Genomic DNA, 15,093 nt, shown 5'->3' on the forward strand with positions numbered 1-15,093 from the left:
ATATCGTGCAGCAAATGGCCCTCAAAAAGAAGCGAGCAATGTGTAAGAAATCGTGTGGTTCTGGCGGTGACGCAGTGGAGGAGGTCAAGCTGGGGGAGGGTGACGGCGGGGCGTCAGAAACAAGAAGACCCGCTCAGGGAGCGGGTCTTGTGGTGTCAACCGACGGCTTTGAGCAAGGCGGCGTGAGGCTCGTGGCAGATCTGGATATCGAGGGGCAGTTTGTAGAGGAGCAGGCGGGCTAGCGAGCCCTCCATCCAGTGATGACGGCTGCCGACCAGCAAGAGATCGGCGGGGTGGGCGGCCAGCCAGCGCTGGAGATCCGGCACCACGTCATCCACCACCAGGCACTGGTAATCCACCGGATGAGACAGCTGGGTGATGAGTTCACTGATGATCGCCTTGGCATCCAGGGTGCCCTGGGGGCTGCGCTCCTCTTGTGACAGGGACAGACTATTGCGACGGGTCTTGCTGCTGTGGGTCAGGTGCAACAAGGTCAGGTTGGCGCCCAGCCCTTGTGCCAGACGGCTCGCCTTGGCCAGTGTCTCCTGCTCGTAATCCTTGCCTTCCAGCAACAGCACAATATTGGTCGGGCTCATAAGCAGTTCTCCTTGGCAGGTGCGGGTCAGACGGCGGAAGCGCGCTCCCATCCTCCCTTCCCGCGAAATGTCAGCTCAAACGAACCCGGTGTGTTTGCATCAAGCGTCACCTTCTGTCGATGGCAACTGAAGGTACCGAGTCCGTTTACATCATCATAACAGACTGAGTTGAATGGAAAATGAAGGAGTGGGTCCGTTCGATATATGAATGAGTGCAACGAAGATGAGTGGCGTTCTGACCATGGCGATGGAAACCCGACTGGGTGATGACCAGGCTGACAGGCTCAGACTGAGCATCAAGACACGTGCCGCGGATTAGCCCGGGCTCCCCCTCTTTCTTGTGGCTCACGGCATGGGCCAACCAGGCCGGTGCCATCGGCAAGAGGCTTCAACTGGCCAGCGCGATGATGGCACGGTCAATCTGAAAAGGCCGACATGGACGGGAGGGCATCCCGTCCGCCCCGTGGTCAGCTTGCGAGCAACTCACGGGCGTTGGCCAGGGTGTTGTCGGTGATCTGATCGCCCCCCAGCAGGCGGGCCAGTTCGTTGAGCCGGGCACCCGGGGTGAGCGCCTGCATCTGGGTTTCCGTTGTCTTGCCGTCGGTGTGTTTGCTCACCACCATGTGCTGGTGACCCTTGCCTGCCACCTGGGGCAGGTGGGTGACCACCATCACCTGGGTGGATTCGCCGAGCTGGCGCAACAGGCGGCCCACCACGGCGGCGGTCGGGCCGCTGATCCCCACATCCACTTCGTCGAAGATAAGGGTCGGGGTGGAGATCTTGCGTGCACTGATCACCACGATGGCGAGGCTGATACGCGACAGCTCGCCACCGGAAGCCACCTTGCCAAGGGGTTGGATGGGCTGACCCGGGTTGGTGGTGACCATGAACTCCACCCGATCGATGCCAAGGGGCGAGAGGCTGCTCTGGGCATCGGGTCGCACCTCGATGGCGAAGCGGCCATCTGGCATCGCCAGTTCGTGCATGCTGGCGCTTACCTTGGCGCCCAGCTCCTCGGCATAGCGCTGGCGGCTCTGGCTCAGGGCCTCGGCGGCCTGCACGAAGGCCTGGCGGGCCGAGGCCAGCTCGTCCTCCATCCCCTCGAGACGCTCCTCGTCGGAGTTGAGGCGGGCCAGATCGGCGGCCAGCTCCTGATGGTGCAGGGCCAGCTCCGCCGGTTTGACATGGTGCTTGCGTGCCAGGTTGATGGCCTTGGAGAGGCGGCTTTCCAGCTCGTTGAAGCGCTCTGGATCCAGTTCCAGCCGGTCGAGATAGCTGCGCAGCTCGCTGTGGCTCTCCTGTACGCCGATCAGCGCTTCGTTGAGCATGCCGAGTACGTTGCCAAGCCGGCTGTCCATGCCGACCAGGGTCTCGGCCCTGTCCACCGCCGTCTGCAGCAGACCGGCGATGGTGGTCTCTTCATTGTCATAGAGCAGATCGAGGCAATACCCGCACTCCTGCATCAGCTCGGTGCCATTGGCGAGCCGCTGATGCTCCTCTTCAATCTCTTCAAACTCTCCCGGCTGAAGGGCAAATTCGTCCAGCTCCTGCACCTGGTATTCGATGAGTTGACGGCGGGCTTCCCGCTGCTGCTGCTCGGCCTTGAGCCGGTTGAGCTCGTTTTGCAACTGGCGCCACTGTTGGTAGTGGCGGCGCACATCGTCGAGGAGCAGATGATGACCGGCGTAGCCGTCCAGCAGGGCGAGCTGGTAATCGGGTTTGAGCAGCATCTGGTGAGCGTGCTGACCGTGGACGTTGACCAGCAGTTGACCCAGGTTCCTGAGCTGGGCGAGGGGGACGGGAACCCCGTTGATATAGCTGCGAGAGCGCCCCTCGGCGGACAGTACCCGCCGGACGATGCACTCACCGTCATTTTCAAGCTCGTTGGTGGCGAGCCAGGCCCGGGCGGCAGGATTACCCTCCAGCAGGAAGCGGGCACTCACCTCGGTCTTGTCGCTGCCCGGGCGCACCATGCTGGCTTCGGCGCGCTCCCCCAGGCACAGCCCCAGAGCATCGATGGCGATGGATTTGCCCGCCCCGGTCTCCCCGGTGATGCAGGTCATCCCCGGTTGCAGATCGAGCTCGAGAAACTTGACGATGGCGAAGTTGTTGACGGTCAGCTGGGTCAGCATGGTCTCATCCTGTATGGGTCAACATTACTGTCTATGCATCCAGTATATACTGGTTTTATATACAGTAAAGTGGGCAGGGAGGATTTTTGCGAAACAGGGGGAGGGCAAGGATGTCAAGGCCGCGGCATGGGTGTGACGCCGATCAGATGGCCTGCAAAATCAACCTGCGTACCTGGCATGGGCTGAGGCGATGCGAGAAGCCACCTTGAGGGGCTCTCTTGTGGTGAGTAGCGGGTTGAGACACACTCGAAACAGTCCTGGTTGAGCCTGGGCTGTGCACAGACCTCTTCGCAAGGATGCGTCACGATGATCCATACCCCGACCCTGCTGCTGATCTCCCTGGCAATCAACCTGATGTCGGGGCTGATCATGTTGTTCATCCACTCCCTGAAGCCGGGTCGAGGCAACTTTCTGTACTGGTCCCTCTCCGCTTTTCTCTTCTCCCTCTCCATCCTGCTGCTCAGTCTGGGGGTGTTGGGCGGCCATCCGGCGCTGGGCATCCGGGTCGGCGGCCTGGTCTCGCTCATGAGCATCCTGCTGTTGCTCGCCGGTTTTTGTGCGCTTTACGAGCGCGCATGGCATCCCCGTGCCGTGGGGGGAGGCGTGGCGGTGTTGCTGCTGCTCTATCTGGGATTGTCCAGCCTCGCCCCCGTGCGCATTGTGCTGGCCCTGATGGAGTCGATGTTGTACCTGTGGTGCGCCTGCCTCATCGTCTCTCTCGGCCGGCAACAGAAGCGGGTGCTCCATGTGGTGGCGCTCATTTACCTGCTGCATTTCACCATCCTGCTGAGTCAGGGGGGGCTGCTCTTGCTGGGAGCCGAAGGGCGGATGGGAGACGGAGGCTGGCTCGATCTCATCTTCTTCATGCACATGGTGCTGACCATCGGCTCGGTGTTGCTGCTGCCTCTGGTGGCCTATGTGGAGACGGAGGAGGCATTGCTGGCGCTCTCGGAGCGGGATCCCCTCACCGGGGTGCTCAATCGGCGCGGCCTCTTCAGGCAGGGAGAGGGGGCTACGCCTGGCCAGACGCGCTGCGTGGTGGTCCTGGACATCGATCACTTCAAGCGGGTCAACGACCAGTTTGGTCACGGCTGCGGGGATGAGGTCATTCGCTATGTGGCCGGGGTGCTGGTGGCCGAGGTACGCAAGGGTGATCTGGTGGGGCGCATCGGTGGCGAGGAGTTCGCCATCATCATGGGGGGCGTGAGCGGCCAGATGGCCCGCGACATCTGTGACCGGATCCGCCGCCAGATAGAGACGGGCTCCCGGCAGGGGGCCTGCCTGCCGTGCGAGGGGGTCACGGTGAGCATGGGGGTCGTGTGCGCCAGTGCCGAGGCTGACCTGGCACTGATGCTGACCAAAGCCGATGCTGCCATGTACCGGGTGAAGGAAGCGGGGCGAAACGGGGTGCATCTGGCATTCGAGCCGGCACTGCCTCGGCTGGTCGAAAGCAGCGAGGGGTAGACCCTCGCCACCGATAGTGCCTGGCTAGAAGAGTTTGCTGCCCCAACCGAGCTTGTTGCGCAGCACGTGGAAGTAGCTGTAATCCAGCGGATGCACCAGATGAAGCTTGTGGCTGCTCTTCTTGATGAGGATCTCGTCCCCCGGGTGGACCGCCAGGGTGACCTGGCCGTCGCAGCTCACCTGCATGGCGTCGTCCTGGTTGTCTGGCGAGACCAGCAGCCGCACTTCGCTGTCCGCATCCAGCACGATGGGGCGGCTGCTCAGGGTGTGCGGGAACATGGGCACCAGCGTGATGGCGTTGAGTTTGGGGGTGAGGATGGCGCCCCCTGCCGACAGGGAGTAGGCGGTGGAGCCGGTGGGTGTCGCCACTATGATGCCGTCCGAGCGCTGGCTGTACATGAAGCTGCCGTCGATGTAGACCTCGAATTCGATCATGTGGGCGATCTTGCCCGGGTGAAGCACCGCCTCGTTGACCGCGAGGTTGCTCGACTTGCGCTCCCCGTGGCGATAGACGGCGGCCTCCAGCAGGAAGCGATGCTCGCTTTTGAAGTGACCCGAGAGCACCTGCTCCAGGGGCAGCAGATAATCCTGGGGCGAGAGATCGGTCAGGAAGCCGAGGTTGCCCCGGTTCACCCCGATCACCGCCACATCGAACCGTGACAGCACCCGGGCGGCCCCCAGCATGTTGCCGTCACCGCCGACGACGATGGCGAGATCCGCCTGCTCGCCGAGTTGCACCAGATCCATCACGTTCTCCCCGAGCAGCCCCAGGGTATGGGCCACCCGGCTCTCCAGCAGCACACGAAAGCCGCGGCTGGTCAGGTACTGGTACAGGCCGGTCAGGGTCTGGTTGGCCCCCTCGTGATGGGGCTTGCCGATGAGGGCAACGGTTTTGAACGGAGAATCCATAGGTTATCGGGTCTGGGGGAGTCTTGGGGGGAGTATACCGCGCTTTGCCGGGGATTTGTCTGCCTCCGTGGCGGTTGGTGCAATCGGCCCCGAAAAGGGGCTGCCTGGCACGCGGATGGGCGCCATTGTGCCCGATCTGCCCTTTTCCCCTTGAAAGCCGGGGCTGTGTCCCCATAATAGCGCCAACACAGGGTCTGCTGGCGCGTGTCGCTTGTCTGAACGCCAGCCACCCTCACACGCAACCCCTGAATATTGGAGATGTCATGAGCCACGAAGAACAAAAGGTTGAAGCGATGGAGCAAGTGGAAGCCCAGCCAGTCGAGCCGACCGATGTAGACAGTGAAGTGACAGCCGAGCAGGCCCGCATCGCCGAGCTGGAGGCCCAGCTGGAGGCGGCCCAGCAGGCCTCCCTGGAAGAGCGCGAGCGCGCCATTCGCGCCGTCGCCGAGATGGAGAACCTGCGTCGCCGTGCCGCTCAGGACGTGGAGAAAGCCCACAAGTTTGCACTGGAGAAGTTCGCCGCAGAGCTCTTGCCGGTGCTGGACAACCTGGAGCGCGCCATCGAGCTGGCGGACAAGGAGAACGACACCCTCAAGCCGATGATTGAAGGGGTCGAACTGACCCTGAAATCCATGCAGAGCGGCGTGGCCAAGTTCGGCCTGGTGGCGCTGGACCCGACCAACCAGCCGTTCGACCCCAATGCCCACCAGGCCATGAGCATGGTGCCCAGTGCCGACGTGGCGCCGAACACCGTGATCGCCGTGATGCAGAAGGGCTACGAGCTCAACGGCCGCGTCATCCGCCCGGCCATGGTGATGGTGTCCAAGTCCGCTGACTGATCACGCTGTTCTCACCAAGCCCGCCGCTTGGCGGGCTTTTTGTTGGATGTGGCGCCAAAAAAAACTGTCTGGCGTCATTTGGCTGTCAGGTGGCCTGTATGCAGGTTTTTTCAGGGCCGGACTTGAAGCGCCGACTTGAGACCCCATATAGGTTGCAAGGCCACGGCGGCACAAAAAATTTGATGCCGGGAGCTTGAAAGCCACAGTGGCAGGCCCCACCTAGCCGTTAACGTATCAAGGCGAGCCCCTCGCCAGTTTATTCAAAGTATTTGGAGATTCGTCAAATGGGTAAAATCATCGGTATTGACCTGGGTACTACCAACTCCTGCGTCGCTATTCTGGATGGCGACCATGCTCGCGTGATCGAGAACGCGGAAGGCGACCGTACTACTCCGTCCATCATTGCCTATGCCGATGACGGCGAAATCCTGGTTGGTCAGCCGGCCAAGCGCCAAGCCATCACCAACCCGAAGAACACGCTGTTCGCCATCAAGCGTCTTATCGGCCGTCGTTTCGAAGATGACGAAGTACAACGTGACCTGAAAATCATGCCGTACGCCATCGCCAAGGCCGACAACGGTGACGCCTGGGTTGAAGTGAAAGGCAAGAAAATGGCACCGCCGCAGATCTCTGCCGAAGTGCTGAAAAAGATGAAGAAGACCGCCGAGGACTACCTGGGCGAGCCGGTGACCGAAGCCGTCATCACCGTACCGGCCTACTTCAACGACGCCCAGCGTCAGGCCACCAAGGATGCCGGTCGCATCGCCGGTCTGGATGTAAAACGCATCATCAACGAACCGACTGCCGCGGCTTTCGCCTACGGCGTCAACAAGGTCAAGGGCGAGCGCAAGGTTGCCGTGTATGACTTAGGGGGCGGTACCTTCGATATCTCCATCATCGAGATCGACGAAGTCGAAGGGGAAACCACCTTCGAAGTACTGGCGACCAATGGTAACACCCACCTGGGTGGTGAAGACTTCGACAACCGCGTCATCAACTACCTGGTTGACGAGTTCAAGCGCGAGCAGGGCATTGACCTGCGCAACGACCAGCTGGCCCTGCAGCGTCTGAAAGATGCCGCCGAGAAAGCCAAGATCGAGCTCTCTTCTGCCCAGCAGACCGACGTCAACCTGCCGTACATCACAGCAGATGCCACCGGTCCGAAGCACATGAACATCAAGGTGACCCGCGCCAAGCTGGAATCCCTGGTGGAAGACATGGTGAAAGACTCCCTGGAGCCGGTTCGTGTCGCCCTTAAAGACTCCGGTCTGGCGGTTGGCGAGATCGACGACGTCATCCTGGTGGGCGGTCAGACCCGTATGCCGCTGGTTCAGAAGACCGTGGCCGACTTCTTCGGCAAAGAGCCGCGCAAAGACGTCAACCCGGACGAAGCCGTGGCCATGGGTGCTGCCATCCAGGGTGCCGTACTGTCCGGTGACAAGACCGACGTACTGCTGCTGGACGTGACTCCGCTCTCCCTGGGGATCGAAACCATGGGCAGCGTGATGACCGCGCTCATCGAGAAGAACACCACCATTCCGACCAAGAAGTCCCAGGTGTTCTCCACCGCCGAAGACAACCAGTCTGCCGTGACCATTCACGTGCTGCAAGGTGAGCGCAAGCGCGCCAGCGACAACAAGTCCCTGGGCCAGTTCAACCTGGAAGGCATCCGCCCGGCACCGCGCGGTCTGCCGCAGATCGAAGTGACCTTCGACATCGACGCCAACGGCATCCTGCACGTCTCCGCGAAAGACAAGGAGACCAACAAGGAGCAGAAGATCACCATCCAGGCCTCTTCCGGTCTGTCTGATGACGAGATTGAACGCATGGTACGCGAAGCCGAAGCCAACGCGGCCGAGGACAAGAAGTTCGAAGAGCTGGTGCAGACCCGCAACCAGGCTGACGGTCTGGTCCACTCCGTGCGCAAGCAGGTCACCGAAGCCGGTGAAGCTCTGCCTGCCGACGAGAAGACCAAGATCGAGACTGCCCTGAGCGAGCTGGAATCCGCCATCAAGGGTGACGACAAGGCTGCCATCGAAGCCAAGCAGCAAGCGCTGCTGGAAGCGTCCCAGAAGCTGATGGAGATTGCCCAGCAGCAGGCTCAGGCGCAAGGCGCCGCCGGTGCTGACGCCGGTCAGTCCTCCTCTTCTGCCAAGGCTGACGACGACGTGGTCGACGCCGAGTTCGAAGAAGTGAAAGACGACAAGAAGTAAGCCCGACCCGGATGGGCGAAGTCCGCTTCGCCCATCGACTTGAGTCCATGAATTCACGGGCGTTGGGTAACCAACGCCCGTCTGCGTAACTGCTGATATAGCAACAGGATGAGTATGTCGAAGCGCGATTTCTACGAAGTGCTCGGGGTGTCGAAAGGTGCCGACGAGCGCGAGATCAAGAAGGCGTACAAGCGTCTGGCCATGAAGTATCACCCGGATCGCAACCAGGGTGATGCCGGGGCTGAAGAGAAGTTCAAAGAGGTCAAGGAAGCCTACGAGGTCCTGACCGATGAGAACCTGCGTGCCCGTTATGACCAGTACGGTCATGCCGGGGTGGATCCGAGCCAGGGTGGCGGCCACGGCGGCTTTGGCGGTGGTGCCGATTTCGGCGACATCTTCGGCGACGTGTTTGGCGACATCTTCGGTGGTCGCGGGGGCGGTCGTCGCGGCCCGGCCCGTGGCGCTGATCTGCGCTACAACATGGAGCTGACGCTGGAAGAGGCGGTGCGCGGGGTCTCCAAGGAGATCAAGATCCCGACCCAGGTCCACTGCGAAGTGTGCAACGGCTCCGGTGCCCATACCGGCAGCTCTGCCCAGACCTGCCCCACCTGCCACGGCTCCGGCCAGGTGCAGATGCGCCAGGGCTTCTTCGCGGTGCAGCAGCCCTGCCCCCACTGTCACGGTCGCGGCAAGATCATCAAGGATCCGTGCCGCAAGTGCCATGGGGAAGGGCGCTACCAGAAGACCAAGACCCTGTCGGTCAAGATCCCGGCCGGGGTCGACACCGGGGATCGCATCCGTCTCTCCGGCGAAGGGGAAGCGGGGGAAACCGGCGCATCGGCGGGGGATCTCTACGTACAGGTTCACGTGCGCGAGCACGAGATCTTCGTCCGTGACGGCAACGACCTCTACTGCGAAGTGCCCATCAGCTTCACCACGGCGGCGCTCGGCGGGGAGATTGAAGTGCCGACCCTGGATGGCCGGGTCAAGCTCAAGGTGACCCCGGAGACCCAGACCGGCAAGCTGTTCCGCCTGCGGGGCAAGGGCGTCAAGTCCGTGCGCTCCGGCCAGGTGGGGGATCTGATGTGCAAGGTGGTGATCGAGACTCCGGTCAAGCTGACCGAGACCCAGAAAGATCTGCTGCGCCAGCTGGACGACTCCTTCAGCGGCGCCGCTGCCAAGACCCACAAGCCGAAATCCGAGGGCTTCTTCGAAGGGGTGAAACGCTTCTTCGACGACCTGACCAAATAAACGCGACCCGCGTTACCCAAGCCGGCACGGATGTGCCGGCTTTTTTTTGCCCGCCATCTGGCCTGGATCCCCCCTTATTGAGTGGATCCCGATGAGGGATCCTCCTCACAACTTCCGCCAATTCCCCCTGTACAAATGTTATCCCGCTCACACTCCAGCTGAAACGGTTTAGCTGGCATATTGAGTCAGCTAAAGCGGTTTAGCTATCCTCGGCTCGTCAACAACAACAGAGCCCGGACGGGCGACAGAAGACAGGTGAGGACGATGACGATGTTCAAGAGCAAGTTGGCGCTGGCCGTGGCGCTGGGATTGGGAATGAGCAGCCCGCTGTGGGCGGCGGATGGTGGTATCGAGGCTCGTCTGGCGGCGCTGGAGGCGCGGGTGCAGGCAGCCGAGGCGCGTGCCACCGCTGCCGAAGCGCGGGCCGACGAGGCCCAGAGCAAGGCAAACGAAGCCCGCGAGACCGCCGCCGTGGCCAAGGCCCAGAGCGAGAAGGTGGACAAGCAGACCGCCGGTGCCCAGGGCTTCGAGTTCCACGGCTATGCCCGCTCGGGCCTGCTGGTGAACGGCAACGGCAACGGTGGCCGCGGCGGCCCCTACATCACCCCGGCCGGCTCGGTGGGCGGCGCCGTGGGTCGCCTTGGCAACGAGGATGACACCTACATGGAGGCCAACCTGCTGAAGAGCCAGACCTTCGATGATGGCAGCTGGGCCCGCTACAAGCTGATGCTGGCGGACGGAGTGGAGACCAGCAACGACTGGACCGCCAGCGATTCCAGCCTCAACACCCGCCAGGTGTTTGCCGAAATCGGCGATCTGGCGAGCTTCAGCGGTCCTTTCCAGCACTCGGTGCTCTGGGCGGGCAAGCGCTTTGACCGGGACAACTTCGACATCCACTGGCTCGACTCGGACGTGGTCTTCCTGGCCGGTACCGGCGGCGGCGTCTACGACGTGCAGCTGGCCGACAGCTGGAAGGCGAACTTCTCCCTCTACGGGCGCGACTACGGCGACATCAGCGCGAGCGGTCTCTCCGACATCGAGAGCTACATCCTCACCATGAACAACCGCGTTGGCAACTGGCAGTGGATGCTGAACGGCCTCTCCGCCAAGGATAACGAGGCGCGCATCAACGACGGCGGCGCGGGCAGCGAAGCGGCGAACAAGGGTGCCCACACCCTGGTGGCCTACCACGCCGACAGCTTCTTTGGCATCAACCCCGGTTTCTCCAAGGCGGCGGTGCTGTATGGCCACGGTCTGGGTGCCGAGCTCAAGGGGCTGGGCTCCGACAGCGAGCTGCTGCCGGATGCCGATGCGGTGCGGGTCGCAGTGTTTGGCGCCACCGATCTTGCGCCCCGCTGGCGTGTGGCCCCGGCCCTGCTGGCCGAGCACAGCCAGGATCGTTACGTGAAAGGGGACGAGTACCGCTGGGTGACCCTCAATGGCCGCCTGGCCCAGGTGCTGAGCCAGAACGTCGAGCTGGTTTACGAGGCGACCTGGCAGTACATGGACCTCGATCCCAAGGGCTACAAGGGTCGTCAGGCGGTGAGCGGCGATTTCACCAAGCTCACCTTCGCGCCGACCTTCAAGGCGCAGACCGCCGGCTTCTTCGAGCGGCCCGAGCTTCGGGTGTTCGCCACCTGGATGGACTGGTCCTCCGAGCTCGACAACTACGCCAGCTCCGATGCCATGGGCCAGAGCAACTTCACCGCCGGGGGCGAGTGGAACTTTGGCGTGCAGATGGAAACCTGGTTCTAGTTCGTTATCCCGATCACAAAAATGGCAGGCGGCCCCGGGATCTGTTGGTTAGCTAAAACGGTTTAGCTGATAATGCGGACCCAGAACCCGGGGCTGACCCCGGCAAATCCTGTGCAGCAGTGGAGTAGCAACAAGGTGACGAATCGTGTGTGGGTAATGGGGGATGCGGTAGTGGACTTGATCCCGGAAGGGGAGCAGCACTACCTCAAATGTCCGGGTGGCGCACCGGCCAACGTGGCGGTGGGCGTTGCCCGGCTCGGCGGGGAGTCGGCTTTCATTGGCCGGGTCGGCGCGGATCCCTTCGGCCGCTTCATGGGGGAGACCCTGGCCAGGGAGGGGGTCGACATTCGCCACCTGATCCAGGATCCGGCCCATCGCACCAGCACGGTGCTGGTGGATCTCGATGACGCGGGGGAGCGCAGCTTCACCTTCATGGTGCGCCCCAGTGCCGATCAATTCCTGAGCCACGCCGATCTGCCGGTCTTCCAGGCCGGGCAGTGGCTGCTGACCTGCTCCATTGCGCTCGCCAACGAGCCGGTGCGCAGCAGTTGCCTGCAAGCCATGGCGACCATCCGTGCCGTCGGGGGGCGGGTCTGCTTCGACCCCAACCTGAGGCCAGAGGTGTGGGGCAACCCTGCCGAGATGCTGCCCGTGGTGCGCGAGGCCATGGCCCTCGCAGACGTGGTCAAGCTCTCGGTGGAGGAGCTGCAACTGCTGAGCGGTCTGGACGATCTGGCGGCGGGGCTTGCCACTCTTTCAGGCCCGGCACTGGTGCTGGTGACCCGGGGGCGGGGGCGTGGTGGCCCGTCTGGGTGGCGAGTTGCTGGAGTGGGTGGGGCCCAAAGTGACGCCACTCGATACTACGGGGGGGGACGCCTTCGTCGCCGGGCTGCTGGCGGCCTTGGCCGAACGGACCTCGCTGCCGACGCTGGCCGAGCTGCCCACCATTCTGGCTCAGGCCCACGGCTGCGGGGCGCTCGCCACCACCGCCAAGGGGGCGATGACGGCACTGCCCACCCGCACCCGGCTGGATGAATTTTTGCGATCAGGCGCAGACGGCTGTTGATCTGCGGCTAGAAGCCCGGCTCGACAGCCCCTACTCTCATGTGACAAGGGCCCGCCAGCGTGGCGGGTCATAAGAGGAAGAATATGAATATCAGCGCGATAGCCCAGGATCTGGTGCCCCTGCTCGGGGGCAAGGAGAACATCGTCAGCGCCGCCCACTGCGCCACCCGGCTGCGGTTGGTGCTGGCGGACGACAGCAAGGTGAACAAGGCCGCCATCGACAAGCTGGAGGGGGTCAAGGGGTGCTTCAGCAACGCCGGCCAGATCCAGGTCATTTTCGGCACCGGCCTGGTCAACAAGGTCTATGCGGAGTTCGTGGCGCTGACCGGTACCGGCACCGCCAGCAAGGCGGAGCTGACCGACATGGCGACGGCCAAGCTCAATGTGGCACAGCGCCTGGCGCGGACCCTCTCCAACATCTTCGTCCCCATCATCCCGGCAATCGTCGCGTCCGGCCTGCTGATGGGGCTGCTCGGCATGGTGCGCACCTACGGCTGGGTCAACGCAGACAGCGCCCTGTTTGTGATGCTCGACATGTTCAGCTCGGCAGCCTTCATCATCCTGCCGATCCTCATCGGTTTTACGGCGGCGCGCGAATTCGGCGGAAACCCCTATCTGGGGGCGACGCTCGGCGGCATTCTCACCCACCCGGCCCTGACCAACGCCTGGGGCGTGGCCGGGGGCTTCAAGACCATGGACTTCTTCGGCCTGGATGTCGCCATGATCGGCTACCAGGGCACCGTCTTCCCGGTGCTCTTGGCAGTCTGGTTCATGTCCCACCTGGAGAAGCAGCTGCGCAAGCGCATCCCTGACGCCCTGGATCTCATCCTCACCCCGTTTTTGACCGTCATCATCACCGGCTTCGTGGCGCTGCTCTTCATCGGCCCCGCCGGGCGGGTGCTGGGGGATGGCATCTCGTTCGGTCTGAGCGCCCTCTATGAGCAGGCGGGCTGGCTGGCGGGTCTGGTGTTTGGCGGGACTTATTCCCTTATCGTCATCACCGGCATCCACCACAGCTTCCACGCCATCGAGGCGGGGCTGCTGGCCAACCCTGCCATCGGCGTCAACTTCCTGCTGCCCATCTGGGCCATGGCCAACGTGGCCCAGGGTGGGGCTTGCCTCGCGGTCTACTTCAAGACCCGCGATGTGAAGATCAAGGCCATCACGGTGCCGGCGGCCATGTCCTGCCTGCTCGGTATCACCGAGGCGGCGATCTTCGGGGTCAACCTGCGCTACATCAAGCCCTTCCTGGCCGGTCTGTTCGGCGGGGCCTGCGGCGGCGCCTACGTGGTGGCGGCCAAGGTCGGCATGACGGCGGTGGGCCTGACCGGCATCCCGGGCATGGCCATCGTCCAGCCCATGAGCCTCATCCACTACGTCATCGGTCTGGTGATCGCCTTTGGCGCCGCTTTCGCCGCCTCCTACCTGCTCAAGTACAAGGTGGAGTGATGAAGGAAAGCCATCTCCTGAACCAGGTTGTCCGGTCCCTGCTGGCCGGACAGCTCAAGGCGGCGGCCGATCCCCATCGGCCCCGCTGGCACCTGGCAGCCCCTGTGGGGCTGCTCAACGATCCCAACGGCTTCATCGAGCACGACGGGCGCTATCACCTCTTCTACCAGTGGAACCCGCTCGGTTGCGAGCACCGCAACAAGGGCTGGGGGCATGTCACCTCCACCGATCTGCTGCACTGGCAGCATGAGCCGGTGGCGCTATTGCCCACCGAGGCCTATGAGAGCCACGGCTGCTATTCGGGCTCGGCGGTGAGCGATGAGCAGGGGCGTCTGACCCTCATCTACACCGGCAACGTCAAATACCCGGACGGCAGCCGCACCGCCTACCAGTGTCTGGCCCGCGCCGACGGTGCGGGGGGCTTTGCCAAGCTGGGCCCTGTGCTGGACCTGCCCGCAGGCTACAGCGGCCATGTGCGCGACCCCAAGGTGTGGCACGACGGTCGGCAGTGGCTGATGGTGCTGGGGGCCCGCACCCTGGACGATCGGGGGGAAGTGCTGCTCTATCGCGGTGATACCCTGGATGCCTGGACGCTGGTGGGCCCCATCGCCGGCAGCGGGCGCGGCGGTCTCGGGGAGTTTGGCTATATGTGGGAGTGTCCGGACCTCTTCCCCCTGGGAGATCGCCATGTGCTGATCAGCTGCCCGCAGGGGATTGCCCCGCAGGGAGAGGATTATCGCAACCTCTACCAGTGCGGCTGGCTGGCGGGTGATTTCGACGGCGAGAGGTTCGAGCACGGGGCTTTCCATGAACTGGACCGGGGATTCGAGTTCTATGCCCCCCAGACTACCCAGGACAGCCAGGGGCGGCGCCTGCTGTTCGGCTGGCTGGGCTTGCCGGAGGAGAACGAGATGAGCCAGCCCACTCTCGAGCACGGCTGGATCCACCAGATGAGCTGCCCGCGGGAGCTGTTCTGGCAGGATGAGTGGCTCTGCCAGCGGCCGGTGGCAGAGCTGGGCGCCCTGAAAGGGGAGCAGACCCGCTTCGAGGGGGCGCCGGACGAGCTGCCTGCCCTGGCCATCGACTCGGCCTGGCTCGATCTGGCGCTGTGCGGTGAAGGGCGCATCGGGTTCGGGGCCGTGGTCGAGCTGGTGTGGCAGCCGGGGCGTCTTGTCCTGCGTCGCCAGAACTGGCAGAGCGGGGAGTGGGAGGAGCGAAGCGCCCCCTGGCTTGGGGGCAAGATCACCGTCTTGTGTGACCGCTCCAGCCTGGAGTGCTTCGTCGATGGCGGGCGCCAGAGCTTGTCGACCCGTTACTTCCCCGGCGAAAACCCAGTACTTTCCGCACGTTGCGGTGATGATGGCAGCAAAATTTGTCTCGATCACTGGCCGCTGGCGACCTGCCTAGTACAATAGCCCGG

The 15,093-nt window shown here is 63.3% G+C and carries 10 protein-coding genes and 1 pseudogene; 8 read left to right on the forward strand and 3 right to left on the reverse strand.

Going from position 1 to position 15,093, the window contains the following annotated elements; all coding sequences use genetic code 11:
• Positions 1-155 precede the first annotated feature (155 nt).
• Both ACPW74_RS04570 and recN read right to left on the reverse strand, forming a co-directional pair.
• On the reverse strand, positions 156-596 hold the full coding sequence (locus ACPW74_RS04570) for a universal stress protein (RefSeq protein ID WP_039039240.1): 441 nt from the start codon (positions 594-596) through the stop codon (positions 156-158).
• 467 nt (positions 597-1,063) lie between these two features.
• The gene (gene recN, locus ACPW74_RS04575) at positions 1,064-2,728 is read right to left on the reverse strand and encodes a DNA repair protein RecN (protein ID WP_042014248.1); all 1,665 of its coding nucleotides are present in this window, start codon (positions 2,726-2,728) and stop codon (positions 1,064-1,066) included.
• Positions 2,729-3,034: 306 nt separating this feature from the next.
• Here recN and ACPW74_RS04580 point away from each other — a divergent pair, with 306 nt between their 5' ends.
• Positions 3,035-4,192 (forward strand): GGDEF domain-containing protein, encoded by a 1,158-nt coding sequence (locus ACPW74_RS04580; protein WP_104451703.1) that lies wholly within the window; start codon positions 3,035-3,037, stop codon positions 4,190-4,192.
• A gap of 24 nt (positions 4,193-4,216) precedes the next feature.
• Here ACPW74_RS04580 and nadK read toward each other — a convergent pair whose 3' ends face one another.
• Entirely contained in the window at positions 4,217-5,101 is an 885-nt protein-coding gene (nadK, locus tag ACPW74_RS04585; protein WP_010673644.1) for an NAD(+) kinase, read from the reverse strand.
• A gap of 263 nt (positions 5,102-5,364) precedes the next feature.
• On the opposite strand from nadK, the gene grpE reads away from it, so the two are divergent.
• From grpE to ACPW74_RS04620, 7 genes and pseudogenes are all read left to right on the forward strand, one after another.
• Positions 5,365-5,940 (forward strand): nucleotide exchange factor GrpE, encoded by a 576-nt coding sequence (grpE, locus tag ACPW74_RS04590; RefSeq protein WP_029314044.1) that lies wholly within the window; start codon positions 5,365-5,367, stop codon positions 5,938-5,940.
• A 284-nt stretch (positions 5,941-6,224) separates the two neighbouring features.
• Positions 6,225-8,153 carry a molecular chaperone DnaK gene (gene dnaK / locus ACPW74_RS04595; protein ID WP_052814974.1) on the forward strand — a complete coding sequence of 643 codons (1,929 nt, stop codon included), beginning with the start codon at positions 6,225-6,227 and terminating at the stop codon, positions 8,151-8,153.
• Positions 8,154-8,267: 114 nt separating this feature from the next.
• Positions 8,268-9,404, forward strand: coding sequence for a molecular chaperone DnaJ (gene dnaJ / locus ACPW74_RS04600; protein WP_045524008.1), 1,137 nt, complete (start codon positions 8,268-8,270; stop codon positions 9,402-9,404).
• Between the two features lie 264 nt (positions 9,405-9,668).
• The gene (locus ACPW74_RS04605; protein ID WP_102948702.1) at positions 9,669-11,159 is read left to right on the forward strand and encodes a carbohydrate porin; all 1,491 of its coding nucleotides are present in this window, start codon (positions 9,669-9,671) and stop codon (positions 11,157-11,159) included.
• Positions 11,160-11,315: 156 nt separating this feature from the next.
• Positions 11,316-12,225: pseudogene (locus ACPW74_RS04610) on the forward strand (aminoimidazole riboside kinase).
• 83 nt (positions 12,226-12,308) lie between these two features.
• The gene (locus ACPW74_RS04615; RefSeq protein WP_102948701.1) at positions 12,309-13,673 is read left to right on the forward strand and encodes a sucrose-specific PTS transporter subunit IIBC; all 1,365 of its coding nucleotides are present in this window, start codon (positions 12,309-12,311) and stop codon (positions 13,671-13,673) included.
• Positions 13,673-15,088, forward strand: coding sequence for a glycoside hydrolase family 32 protein (locus tag ACPW74_RS04620; protein ID WP_425858592.1), 1,416 nt, complete (start codon positions 13,673-13,675; stop codon positions 15,086-15,088). The genes ACPW74_RS04615 and ACPW74_RS04620 overlap by 1 nt, the downstream gene beginning before the upstream one ends.
• The last annotated feature ends 5 nt before the right edge of the window (positions 15,089-15,093 follow it).

The sequence above is a fragment of the Aeromonas sp. INTO2 genome, assembly GCF_049860605.1.
In the GTDB taxonomy this organism is placed as follows: domain Bacteria; phylum Pseudomonadota; class Gammaproteobacteria; order Enterobacterales; family Aeromonadaceae; genus Aeromonas; species Aeromonas caviae.

Excerpts from the sequence above, each read along its gene's own strand:
- ACPW74_RS04570 (WP_039039240.1), bottom strand. The coding sequence starts at position 596 with ATGAGCCCGACCAATATTGTGCTGTTGCTGGAAGGCAAGGATTACGAG.
- recN (WP_042014248.1), bottom strand. The coding sequence starts at position 2,728 with ATGCTGACCCAGCTGACCGTCAACAACTTCGCCATCGTCAAGTTTCTC.
- ACPW74_RS04580 (WP_104451703.1), top strand. The coding sequence starts at position 3,035 with ATGATCCATACCCCGACCCTGCTGCTGATCTCCCTGGCAATCAACCTG.
- nadK (WP_010673644.1), bottom strand. The coding sequence starts at position 5,101 with ATGGATTCTCCGTTCAAAACCGTTGCCCTCATCGGCAAGCCCCATCAC.
- grpE (WP_029314044.1), top strand. The coding sequence starts at position 5,365 with ATGAGCCACGAAGAACAAAAGGTTGAAGCGATGGAGCAAGTGGAAGCC.
- dnaK (WP_052814974.1), top strand. The coding sequence starts at position 6,225 with ATGGGTAAAATCATCGGTATTGACCTGGGTACTACCAACTCCTGCGTC.
- dnaJ (WP_045524008.1), top strand. The coding sequence starts at position 8,268 with ATGTCGAAGCGCGATTTCTACGAAGTGCTCGGGGTGTCGAAAGGTGCC.
- ACPW74_RS04605 (WP_102948702.1), top strand. The coding sequence starts at position 9,669 with ATGACGATGTTCAAGAGCAAGTTGGCGCTGGCCGTGGCGCTGGGATTG.
- ACPW74_RS04615 (WP_102948701.1), top strand. The coding sequence starts at position 12,309 with ATGAATATCAGCGCGATAGCCCAGGATCTGGTGCCCCTGCTCGGGGGC.
- ACPW74_RS04620 (WP_425858592.1), top strand. The coding sequence starts at position 13,673 with ATGAAGGAAAGCCATCTCCTGAACCAGGTTGTCCGGTCCCTGCTGGCC.